At 41.8% G+C, this 12,185-nt stretch carries 10 protein-coding genes; 5 read left to right on the top strand and 5 right to left on the bottom strand.

The genetic code is table 11. The features are described from left to right. Positions 1 to 22 precede the first annotated feature (22 nt). Positions 23 to 172, bottom strand: coding sequence for a hypothetical protein (locus CST_RS13590; protein WP_015360088.1), 150 nt, complete (start codon positions 170 to 172; stop codon positions 23 to 25). 146 nt (positions 173 to 318) lie between these two features. Then, complete coding sequence (locus CST_RS11450; RefSeq protein WP_015360087.1) at positions 319 to 1,713, bottom strand: NAD(P)/FAD-dependent oxidoreductase; 1,395 nt, start codon at positions 1,711 to 1,713, stop codon at positions 319 to 321. Between the two features lie 532 nt (positions 1,714 to 2,245). Between CST_RS11450 and CST_RS11445 the strand changes: the two genes are divergently transcribed. The 5 genes from CST_RS11445 to CST_RS11425 all read left to right on the top strand — a co-directional run bounded on the left by CST_RS11445 (position 2,246) and on the right by CST_RS11425 (position 6,729). Next, positions 2,246 to 2,710 (top strand): hypothetical protein, encoded by a 465-nt coding sequence (locus CST_RS11445; RefSeq protein WP_015485143.1) that lies wholly within the window; start codon positions 2,246 to 2,248, stop codon positions 2,708 to 2,710. 249 nt (positions 2,711 to 2,959) lie between these two features. Then, positions 2,960 to 4,204: a glycosyltransferase family 4 protein gene (locus tag CST_RS11440; RefSeq protein WP_015360085.1), complete on the top strand. Its 1,245-nt coding sequence runs from the start codon at positions 2,960 to 2,962 to the stop codon at positions 4,202 to 4,204. Positions 4,205 to 4,280: 76 nt separating this feature from the next. Continuing rightward, complete coding sequence (locus CST_RS11435) at positions 4,281 to 4,772, top strand: DUF4330 domain-containing protein (protein WP_015360084.1); 492 nt, start codon at positions 4,281 to 4,283, stop codon at positions 4,770 to 4,772. Positions 4,773 to 4,774: 2 nt separating this feature from the next. Then, positions 4,775 to 5,311, top strand: coding sequence for a hypothetical protein (locus CST_RS11430; RefSeq protein ID WP_015360083.1), 537 nt, complete (start codon positions 4,775 to 4,777; stop codon positions 5,309 to 5,311). An 11-nt stretch (positions 5,312 to 5,322) separates the two neighbouring features. After that, entirely contained in the window at positions 5,323 to 6,729 is a 1,407-nt protein-coding gene (locus CST_RS11425) for an O-antigen ligase family protein (RefSeq protein WP_015360082.1), read from the top strand. Here CST_RS11425 and csaB read toward each other — a convergent pair. The 3 genes from csaB to CST_RS11410 all read right to left on the bottom strand — a co-directional run bounded on the left by csaB (position 6,695) and on the right by CST_RS11410 (position 11,956). Next, positions 6,695 to 8,935, bottom strand: coding sequence for a polysaccharide pyruvyl transferase CsaB (gene csaB, locus CST_RS11420; RefSeq protein WP_015360081.1), 2,241 nt, complete (start codon positions 8,933 to 8,935; stop codon positions 6,695 to 6,697). The two genes, CST_RS11425 and csaB, sit on opposite strands and share 35 nt — an antisense overlap. A 37-nt stretch (positions 8,936 to 8,972) precedes the next feature. Further along, complete coding sequence (locus tag CST_RS11415) at positions 8,973 to 10,436, bottom strand: lipopolysaccharide biosynthesis protein (RefSeq protein ID WP_242823555.1); 1,464 nt, start codon at positions 10,434 to 10,436, stop codon at positions 8,973 to 8,975. 137 nt (positions 10,437 to 10,573) lie between these two features. Beyond that, complete coding sequence (locus tag CST_RS11410) at positions 10,574 to 11,956, bottom strand: phenylacetate--CoA ligase family protein (protein ID WP_201763977.1); 1,383 nt, start codon at positions 11,954 to 11,956, stop codon at positions 10,574 to 10,576. Positions 11,957 to 12,185 lie beyond the last annotated feature (229 nt).

Here is a 12,185-nt window from a genome sequence, read left to right as displayed (position 1 = left end):
TTAAAACCCTGCCTTGTATATTTTAATTCTGATTTTCGTCAATTTTATCGATTAATTTTTTATCCACCCATTTCACTATATTGCGTTCGGTCTGAACAAGAACTTCATGATTTCTTTCCAGCAGAAATATGGCCTCACGATCGAGAAGCTTTATTTTCTCTCCCGGCTTCACATTGCATCTCTCCTGTTATTAACGATTTCCATAAATTAAAATTTATATCTCTTTATATCTATATGAACATTTACTAAAAATATAACATAACCCGCAATTGTAAATATTACATAAAAATGACATTATTATTACAACAAAATTACAGGTTATTTACTCAGGCGTTTCGCAATGGCCCGTGCCACATGAACACCACTGGCTGCGGCCTGTGACAGCCCGCGGGTAATTCCCGCCCCGTCACCGATGGCGAAGAAACCTTCCAGTTTGGTTTCAAATTCATTGGTCAATTCAAGGCGGGCGCTGTAGAACTTAACTTCCACGCCATAAAGGAGGGTGTCGTAATTTGCGGTTCCCGGAGCAATGTTGTCAAGTACGTGAATCATTTCAATTATGTTATCCAGGTGCCTTTTTGTGAGAACCAGACTCAAATCGCCCGGGGTTGCCTTTAACGTCGGCCTTGTAAAGCTTTGCCCGAGCCTGTGCTCATTTGTTCTCTTACCCTGGATCAGATCGCCGAAACGCTGAACCAGCACGCCTCCGCCCAGCATGTTTGACAGTGAGGCAATGGCCTTTCCGTACTGGTACGGTTCGTTAAACGGCTGTGTAAAACGGTTGCTTACAAGCAGCGCGAAATTGGTATTCTGACTTCTTAAAGATTTGTCGGTGTAGCTGTGGCCGTTAACGGTTATAATCCCGTCCACGTTTTCGCTTACAACATAGCCGTACGGATTCATGCAGAAAGTTCTTACGACGTCTCCGTACTGCTTTGTTCTGTAAAGGAACTTGGCTTCATAAACAACGTCGGTAATATGTTCAAACACCTTTGCCGGAAGCTCTACTCTGACGCCTATGTCCACCTGGTTGTTTATAAGCTTCAGCCCCAGTTTTCGGCACTGGGATGCAAACCATTCGGCTCCTGAACGTCCCGGGGCCACAATCAGGTATTTGCATGTGACAGTCTGTCCGTTCTTTAAATTCAGTAAATAACCGCCGTCGGTATCTTTTATGGATTCCACGGGCGTATTGCAGACAATTTCAACCCGTCCGGTCAGGTAATCGTATATCCTCTGCAAGATCTGGCGATTGTTCTCTGTACCGAGGTGCTTCACCGAAGCGGAAAGAAGATGGAGATCATAACCAAGAGCAAGTTTTGATATTTTTTTCGCTTCTTCACTTTCGGTGGAATATCTTACAGTGGTTGCACCAAAGCTGACATTAATGTCATCCACGTATTCAATAAGTTCCATTATATAGTCTTCATCAAGGTAATCGGTAAGCCATCCGCCGAACTTGGTGGTAAAGTTGTATTTACCGTCCGAAAATGCCCCGGCTCCGCCGAATCCGTTCATTATATCGCAGCTTTTGCAATGGATGCATGAAGGTACCCTTTTATTTACTATCGGACAATTCCTGTGATATATGTCATTACCCTGTTCAAGCATGAGGATATCTACATCAGGCAGGAGCTTATTAAGCTCATATCCTGCAAAAATACCGGCAGTACCGCAGCCTATCACGACGATATCGTACGAAGTTTTCTTCATTGACTTCATCCTCTCCTGTGAGAAATGTTAAATTAGTTCCGTGCCAAAAGTCAGCAAAAGAAAGTCCTTTTTGCCCATAGCAATTCATTATAACACAGCAGTATTAAAAATCGCAACCTTAAGTCCTGGGTTTGGAGAATATGGTCAACATATATTAAAACATTTGTATTGATTATTTACACTGATAAATTTATCAGTGATTTGTGAGCAGTTTGCCTTTTTAATAGTTATTATTTAATTAAAAATGGAAACTATATATTGACAAAAATAATGTTTTACAGTAAAAGTTAAAACATGTTTTGAGAATCAAAAAGCTGTTCAAAGAGGGATTGATTTATTTAATACCGGAGAGTCGTCAAATCTTTTTTTGATGCTCTAATTACGTCTTCTGTCGTTTCATCATTTGTTATGAATTGAAAAGTTTGATGAAAAAAATGAGATATATTTGAAGAACATACTTAATGGTATTGATAATAAAATATAAATAGTATATACTTAAAGGAAATTATTGTATTTTTTAGGAGGTGTTGTTGTGACCGTAGGCGGGTTTGGATATTTTGTAACTTTGGCAATAGTGGGTGCAGTTTTCATGGCAATTGTTGCAGTCGCCTTTTACGTATTTTTTGCATTTACGCTGTACCGCCTGGCCCAGAAAAGGAATATGGAAATGCCGTGGCTCGCATGGATTCCGATTGCGCAGATGTACGTCATCGGAAAAATGGTAAAGTCAGTTAGAATAAGCAATTTTGAAATTCCGGCTCTTGAAATCGTTTTGCCCGTCGCCATGCTGGCATATCTGTTGTTTAACGGCATTCCTGTTCTGGGACTGATTATTACGCTGGCATATTTCGCCTTAATTCTTTTAAGCCTTTACAACCTTTACAGGCAGTATGTGCCCGAAAATGCCGTTGTATATACGATATTGAGCATATTTGTTGTCCCTGTGCCTTTCCTGTTTATGAAACTGGCGAAAACAGAGCCTGTGAATATTCAGTAGAGGTACATAAAAAAGTTGCCCGCGGACGGGTTGAATTGTTTCCGCGGGTTTTTTTATTGCATTAAGAAAAGGGCGGGCAAAAATATAATAAAATGTGTAAAATTTTAGCAGAATACCGGGGAATACGCGGCAGGGACAGAGAAAAGGACAAGCAAACCGTTAATTGACTAAAAGATTTGATTTTAGGCCATAAAAATGATAATATAAAGCAGAAATTAACCGTTTATTATAAAATTAGGGTTGAAACGTATGAAAAAAGTTTTAATGATAGCTCACCAGTTTCCGCCCATTGGCGGGTCGGGCGTTCAGCGTACCGTAAAATTTGTTAAATACCTGCCCATGTATGGTTGGGAAGGGATTGTGCTGACCCGTGACGCAAAACGGGCACAGCTTAAGGATAATACTTTATTGAACGATATTCCTGCAAATACAAAAATATACCGTACTGCGGCATGGGATTTTTCGGAATGGCCCTTTCCGTTAAACCTTGCAGGCAAATATATTAGGCGGAGGATTCTGATACCCGACGGAGAAAGGCTGTGGGAGGTATTCTCATACAAAAAGGCTATGGAAATAATTAAAGAAGAAAAAGTTGATCTTATTTACTCCACTTCTCAGCCTTTCAGCACACATTTGCTGGCAATGAAACTGAAACAGACCTGCCCTGATATTCCGTGGGTTTCGGATTTCAGGGATGAATGGACGAATAATGCCTTTATTAAAGCGTACAATTACCGGCCATACAGAATAAAGATGGAAAAGCGGCTTGAGAGAAAGGTGTTTGAGCTTTCAGACGCAATTATAATGAATACTCCTGTCATGAGGAATAACTCGGTAAGGGACAATCCCGATCTTGAACATAAATTCCATGTGATACCCAACGGATTTGACCGTGAGGATTTCGAAGGAATTGAGCCTGGAACGGGGAATGATAGGTTCACTTTGACGTATACCGGGCTTATTTACGGAAACACCAGCCCGAAAACGGTTTTCGCGGCCGTGGAAAAACTTGTCCGCGAGAAGCTTGTGGATCTTTCCGAAATCAGGCTGCGTTTTATCGGGCGCCTGAAAACCGATGAGCTGTACAGGCTGGCAAAAGCGCACAATATACACGAGGCGGTTGAGATACTTCCGTATAAGCCGCATAAGGAAAGCGTGGCCAGCCTTATGCAGTCTGATGCCGTGCTGTTACTGCTTGGGAAGGGAACAGAGGCGATATACACAGGAAAACTTATGGAATATATAAACACCGGAAAGCCAATCCTTGCAACGGTGCCTGTCAACGGGGCGGCAGCGCAGCTGATTAATGAAACAAGAACGGGTTTTGTGGCCGACTGTGATGATATTGAAACCACCGCCGGAAATTTTAAAATGTTATATGACTACTGGAAAAATGGGGTTGAGTTTTTCAACCCCGACAGGGAGAAGATAGCCCAGTATGAGAGAAGGAAACTGACAAAAAAACTTGCAGACATATTTGACGGTTTATGTTAAAATTTAAATAAAATACATTTTTTTCACTTTATTATCCGGAATTACAACTATATTTTAAAGGAGCGGGAACTTAAAAATGAAGGTTTTGGACGAAAAAGGAAGGTTATTTGGCATTATCAATATTATTGACCTGTTTGTGCTGGTTGTGCTGGTAGTTATTGTCGCAGGGGGAATTTGGCTTGTCTCAAGGCAGAGTGAAACGGATACGGGTCCCGTTGAATCATATTATGTTACGATAAAGTGTCCTGAACTTGACGGAAGCATTGCCGATTACCTGCATGTCGGTGACAGGCTTTACTATGCCAACGGTTTTACCGATGTGGTTATCACCGATGTCAGCGTTGAACCTGCGAAAATAGATGTTATGCTTGATGACGGAACCATAACGGTTTCCACTCATCCTGAGAAAAAGGACATTTATGTTACCGTCAAGGTAAACAGCAAACCTGACGATCCGATGTTATGGATTGGTCAGTTACATGCAACTGTGGGCAAGGAACTGGTGTTGAAAACTCAGTACGTGGAAATTCCGGGCGTTATTACCAGCGTTGTTAAACAGGAGCAGTAACAATGTGGGTTTTGGAAGGAAGCGTTATATACGGTATACTTAAAAAACTGTTTTCATACTACGGGCACAGCGGGACAAGAAAGTTCTTCGCAGCCTTTGCAATGTGCTGCAGAAACAGCCGCACTGCCGGATTTTTCCGTGCTGTCGGAAGATGCAGGTATTTTTACCGGTATTCGTTTATTGCCCGTTCTGCTGCTTTTATCAGGAAAGGCTTTAACAGGCTGTACAGTTGGCTTGACCGGTTGGTTTTGGGAATGTCCGGGCTGTTGTGTAAATGGTCGGACGGAAGTCTGCTGTGCGGTTTGTTCAGGTTTGTTGCGAGAGCTTCAAAGGAAAGGATTTTTCCGCTTGCAGCACCCGTATTCGGCATGGGATATTTTGTGGGGAGACTGCTTTTTAACAGGCTGCGGATACGGGATGTGGTATTTTTGTCCCTTATGTTTTTCGCTGCAGCGGTTTTATTTGCTGACCGGGAAAAATTAAAGAAATATTTCAGGGAGAGCTGGTTTTACAAATTATATCTACTTGTATTGGAATAAGGTGTAGTTAAATGAAAAGATGGTATTGGACCGTTCTTTTTTCAGTGATATTTGTATTGGGAATTCTGTCATCATATCTGGGAATGTTGCCCGTTACGGCGGTTTTGGTTTGCGGTACTGCCGCAATAATGTTTTTTGCCGATTACGAAAAAGCAACGATAATCGTGGCTTTGTTTACAGTGTTTGAATTTGTACTCAGAACTTTGATAGGTCATCCTTTGATATCAAGCATATGGGATGAGGTTGCTCTGCTTTTATGCTTCGGGATATGGTTCTACAAGTGGTTCGCTTTCAGAGGCCAGACGCCTTACCGCTCAACGCCGCTGGATTTGTCCATTGTACTTTTCATGCTGGTATCGGTTGCGCTGCTGTTTATTGCAGCTCCGGATTTTGCCATCGGTGTTGAAGGTTTGAGGGTTGTAATTCAGTATATGTTTTGGTTTTTCGTTGTAACCCAACTTCTGAAAACCCCGAAGGGTGCAAAAAGAATTATAAATATTGTACTGTTGACGGCTTTGTTTGTTGCTCTGTACGGAATCTATCAGTTTATTGTAGGGGTTGAAATACCGTCAAGCTGGGTGGATCAGGCCGAAGGAAAGGTTCGTACCCGTGCCTTTTCGATATTTACGTCTCCCAATATGCTGGCCGGTTACCTTTCTTTGCTCATACCCGTGTCGGTGGGGATGTTATTTGCAGAAAGGAACAGAACAAGGAAGATATATTACGGAATTGTTACGGCCTGCATGGGCTTTGCCCTTCTGTTCACGCTGTCCAGAAGCGGATGGATTTTCTGTTTCTGCGCCATGCTGTTTTATGTGTGGATGAAAAACAGAAAATTCATTGTTCCGATGCTTTTATGTATGCTGGCGCTGTTTATCCTGTCGGTCATATTCATGCCTTCGGTGGCAAACAGGATATTGTACCTTTTTTCGCCGGCCTATTATGCGAGCAGCAGCAGCGGCGGAAGAATTTACCGGGCGATAAAGGGCTTTGAGCTTTGGAAGCAATATCCGCTGTTTGGAATGGGGCTTGGCCAATTTGGCGGTTCGGTGGCTCTGAGCCATAAACTTAACAATACCTTCTCAATGGACAACTATTACATAAAAACCGCGGTGGAAATGGGACTGGTCGGTCTTATTGCGCTTATTGTGCTGTTATACAATACCTTTATACACTGCTACAGGGCTTTATCGAAAATCGCCGATCAGGAACAGAAAGACTGGGCAATGGGCATTCTGGCAGGGCTTGTATGTGTAATTTTGTATAACCTTACCGAGAATATGCTGGAAATACCCCTTCTGTCGTCGTACTTCTGGATGTTTGCAGGAATAATTATGTTCCTCGCGTACGGACAGAATAATGTAACCAGGAAAGAGGATTTGGCTATTTCGGATCGGCAGGCAGGAAGGAAAGGGTGAGATCCACCGAATCAATTACCATTTTCTCAAGCTGCGGCTTGATTTCCTCCAGCTCCCTTTTTATCCTGTCCGGGTTTTCCCATACGTCGCTTAATTTGGCTAACAACTCGTCCATGCTGAAATTTTCATTCCAGTCTACATACGGCTGATTTATTGATTCCATGAAAGAGCCCACTTTTTGTTCATAGGCAAGGCCGACCATGGGGATGTTCAGGTTCGCGGCATATATCAGCGAATGCAGGCGCATGCCGATAACCAGGCTCATGTTTCCCATTACTGAAAGGGTTTCATCCACCGTATACCTCTGCGAGAGAATATATCCTTTCTGTTTCATCTGTTTAAGGACCTTTTCCGAAAAACGCAAATCGTCAGGGTGCTGCATGGAGATAAATACGGGCGTGGCACCGAAGTCGGTTACTATTCTGTCAGCTACAGATGCGAGAATCTGAACGGCGTTTTTAACTTTCTTCCATTTTCTGACGCACAATGCCACAAGTTTCCTGTCGGCAGGAATGCCTTCTTTTCGCAGAATCCTGGCCCCTGCTGAAAGATCGCATGATGTCAGAATTAAAGCGGGATCTGCGGTGATCTTGATAACAGGCTTTGTTACGTTCAGTGATATCAGTTCATCGTAAGCGTTGGAATCACGCAGCGTGATTGCATCCATCCTGTTAAGTATCCTGGCTGCGACTTTTCTGTTGCCTTTACCCGTGAGCGGCCCCAGCCCGTTTGCAAGCAGCACGGTCCGGGCCCCTTTGCTTTTCGCAAGGTGCAGGACGAAAAGATAATACCACAGCGATCTGCTGCTTGTACCGTCCTGAATAAGCGTTCCGCCGCCGGCAATGAAAAGCCGGGTTTTGGATAAAACGGCCGGGACGCTGAACGGATTAAAACGATGCACGGCCTGGACCTTGTAAAGAGTGCGGGTTTCATGGGGGTCGTTTGACAGAACCACAATGGACAATTCTTCGTTTTTTTGCTTAAGCTGCCCGATTATCGATTTCAGTATTGCATCATCGCCGCTGTTACGGTACCCGTAATAACCCAGTATTGCAATATCATATTTCTTCCGGTCCGACTTCGATTTTTTCACCTGCTTCATTATTCGGCTGTAAATACTCAGTTGGGTTTCGGTCATAGCTTTTAACGAAAACCTCTCGCTGGCCGATTTGTAAATATTTTCCCCAAAACGGCGTCTTTTCTCCTCATCACATATAAGCTCGATAAGGTAATCGGCAAGAGCATCGCTGTCGCCCGGAGTGAAAAGATAGCCGTTTTCGCCCTGCACAAACAAATCTTCAAGGCCGCCGACACGGCTTGAGACAGTTGCTTTTTTCATCCTTGCACCCTCAAGTATAACGTAAGGGAAACTTTCGCTGTAGGACGCCAACACGTTTATATCTATAAGGTTAAAAAACGAGTAGGGCTCGGTTACCTTGCCGAGAAAGAAAACTTTGTCGGAAATTCCAAGCCGGCTTGCCCTTTTTTCAAGGGAAGGCCTCAAATCGTCGCCCGGACCTCCGATTAAAAATCTGGCTTGTGGGCATTTTTTCGCAACTTTGGCCGCTGCGTCAAGAAAAACTGTATGTCCCTTAACAGGGTCGAGTCTTGCAAGAATCCCTATAAAAATGTCTCCGGGCTGTATAGGAAAACCGTATTTTTTCGCAAAATCCTCGGGAGGCATTATGTCTACGGGTTTGTCAAAAGGAATACCGTTATAAACCGTATAAATTCGCTGGGGCGGAAAACCTCTTTTTATCAGCATTTCCCTGAAATTATTCGAAACGGCGACATAATAGTCCAGAAACCTCAGCGATACCGTGTTTATAAGACCGAATGTATACATTTTCCATATACTGTTCAGGTAATCCAGCCGGTAATCACTATGTATTGTGGAAACCACCGGGATTTTGGTCTGTTTTTTCATAAAAACGCCAATCATATTTGCTTTTGCGCCATGGGTATGGAGGATATCATACCTGCCGTTTTCAATGATTTTTCTCACCAGACTGATATCCTTAAAAATATTCCCTGTGTGTATTACTTCCACGTCAATACCCATTTTTTTTGCGTCCTCGGCGAAAGGACCGGGACGCAGGCTTATAAGCTTTACGCTTATATGGTTCCCAAGCTGCTGAACGAGGGACAGAACATGGCTTTTTGCGCCGCCCTCGTCTCCGCCGCCAATTAAATGCAATACTTTCATAGAACAACTCCTCATTCCGTTTTTACGCATTCCAATATCACTGTTTTTTCATGCTCTTTATCCAATTCATCAGATAGCTCATTTCAGTCTTTAATTCACCCGTTACAGTCAGGCATGCAAAATACACAACACACCCTGTTATTACGGATAAAGCAAGGGTTATAACGGAAATTTGCATAAAACGGATTTCGGTCCATACAACCAGCCCCATTATAACGCAACTAAGGACAATGCGTGCCATACTTGACGGGTTGAATGTGATTTTCAATATTTTTCTGCTTCTGGAGAGGGAAAGGGCCAAATATACAAGGTAAGCCAGCGCGGTATTCACTGCCGCAGCCCTGTAACCGTATATTTTAACAAAAACAATATTAAGGACCACATTTAATACAGCACTTATTACCGTATTGTAGAAAAGGGGTTTTGTGTTTGAAGTAAGTTCCCAGGCTTTGTTGCTGTATTCGGCAAGGCCGTACAGGAACATTCCTATTGCAACCCATATTATTACAAAACCGTTTTCAAAATATGCGGCATCAAGAAAAAGTTTTGAAACGGTGCTCGATAAAATACACAGTCCGGTAAGGGCGGGTGTGGATACCAGCAAATAATACCTCACTGCCTGAGAAAGAAAATATTCGGTCTGTTCCTTGTTGTTCTGACGCCAGTTTTTCAGTATTGACGGGTAAACACCGCGCATTACGGCAACAAGGATGAGATTGAAAACCGTTGAGGAAATGGTGTAGTTGGCATGGTATATTCCCATCTGTTCGGTGCCCAGTAACGGTGTAATTACATATCTGTCCGAGAGGTTCAGAATACTCATTGTAATATTTACCCCAACAAGGGGAAGACTGTATGCCATAAATTTTTTCAGGATTCTTTTGGAAAAATATTTAAGGGTAAAATATTTGTATATTTTTATTCTGAACACGATTACCGCTATTACTATAAAATCCACAGCTATATTGCTTATAACGGCGGAAGCGGGAGTATAGTCATTGTTCTGATACGTATGAACCAGGAAAACGGTGAGCAGAAGCTTCATTGAAACCGAAAAAATGGAAAGAAAAAGAAGAAGCTTGGTTTTCCGGGTTGCCGACAAAACAGATATAAGGACCTGACTGGTATTGTATGTGACAAACATGAAAAGGCTGAGGAGAAGTAATTCATTAATATAATCTTCCCTTGTCCTCCCGGTAAGAAGTAAGCCAATGCCCACCACAACCACAACCAGTACGTTTGCGGACAACCACAGCGTAAAGGACGTGGAATAAAAAAGAGTACGCCTTTTGTCGGTGTCGTAGGAGTTTACATACCGGTAAACCGACTGGATCAGCCATCCCAGCAGCAAAAAAGAGGAAATATTTATTGTAGTGGTTATAAGGCCGTAATAACCGTATACCTCAGGTGCGAAGAAACTGGTATATAGCGTTATCGTAATAAGGCCGATTAAGCCTTCTATTATTCTTGCCGGAAGATACAGCAGTGTATCTTTAACCATTGTTTTTTTTACTTCATGCGTATTCAAGCGATCACCTGTTGCTTTCTAAATTTAATTTTTCTCAAGACAGTATGGCAAAAAGCTTATAAATAAAAACAATTCAGTGATTATGATTATGATGCAAATAAAAAATTATGTCAAACGCTAATGGGGAATTCCCGTTTTGAATATCTGATCTTGCCTGATGCGGTAGGTTCAATAATATCGGTATATTCAACCTTGATGTTAACGGGACCCATTATTTTATGTATTTCATTAATATAAGACTGAATTTCGCTTTCGTTGAAATTATCGCTTTTAATTATTTTCAGCAGTATGTCGCTTCTGGTCTTTTGTATGACCTGGAACTGCCTTATGCTTGAATAATTGCGTGCAAGATTGCAAAAATAAACACCATGAACATAATTTCCGTTTAAGGATATAAATATATCATCTTCGCGGCCCTCGATTTTTTCAATAACAGGAAGAGACCTTCCGCAGTTACAGTCCTCTTCCGACAGCGCCGCAACGTCACCGAGAAGATATCTTATCCTTGGCATTGAATAGTTGTTCAGGTCTGTTACAACAACAAGGCCGGTTTGTCCGGAGCCAACCCTTTTTTTGGTTTCAATGTCCAATATCTCAACAATCATGTTTTCAGCTGAAAGATGCATTTTTCCGCAGGGGCATTCATATGCTATTATACCTGCGTCTCTCGCACCGTATTCATTAATCACCGGGCAGTCAAACACCTTTTCAATGGTCTCGCGCTGAAAATCATAAAGTGTTTCGGACGTGGAAACTATGCCCGTGAGTTTGTATTTTAACTTTATATTTTTTTTCATCATTAACTGTGCCAAAAGGTATAATGCCGAAGCATAACCGTAAAAATACCTCGGTTTTTGCAAATTTATCATTTTTGAATATTTCTCAATGGATTGGGGATTAAGGCTGAAGGCCGAAATAAAAATTATGTTTTTCAAAAACCTTTCTTTCATATTATATATGAGATTTTCCCTTTTGTTTAATTCCAGAGGATTTCCCCACACCATAAGGCACTTGTCGCCGATGTTTATGTCCCACCACGAAAGTCCGCGCCACCTTGCGGCTTCGGAATATTCCGAAGTGGGCCTGTCAATAAAAAACCTTACAGGTTCTCCTGTGGAACCGCCTGTTCTGTTGGGAATCAGCCTGCTTCTGTCAGCATTGATGTAAATCAGATCGTTCATGTGTTTGTTTACCTGTTGTTTTGTAAGTATGGGAAACTCGGATAACGCACCAAATGGATCTTCGTTTATTAAGGGAATTAAATATTTATACGGCTCATATGCGGGCACATATTTAACACAATGAAGCAACAGCTTTTTCAGTTTTTCTTTCTGAAGGTTATGAAGCTCTTCTTTTGAAAAATACTGGCTCTGCTGCAAGGATACTAAGTATTCCGCAATGTTGTTACCTTTTACAATGTGCATAAGGGGGAAAACTATCCTTCGTATTACAGCAGCATTTAAATCCATCATAAATCTCCTTTCAGGCTTCATATAACTCTATTTATATTATAGCAATCAGAATAATTTCGCAAGTAATTCCATTTCCGCTCAAATAAGTAAAAATAGTTTTATATTTTTTATGGCTGATGTTTTGAAATAAAAGAATTGCAGGTAAAGATGTCAAAATAAATTTTAATTTAAAATATGCACTGCATTCAAAAAACTCCAGGAAATAATACAACTTTGGTTTTATATATAATTCTGTTTCAACAGTTGTATT

This window comes from Thermoclostridium stercorarium subsp. stercorarium DSM 8532, assembly GCF_000331995.1.
In the GTDB taxonomy this organism is placed as follows: Bacteria; Bacillota; Clostridia; order DSM-8532; family DSM-8532; genus Thermoclostridium; species Thermoclostridium stercorarium.
The sequence above is the reverse complement of the archived record's forward strand: the minus strand, read 5'-3'. Positions and strand labels throughout refer to the sequence as shown.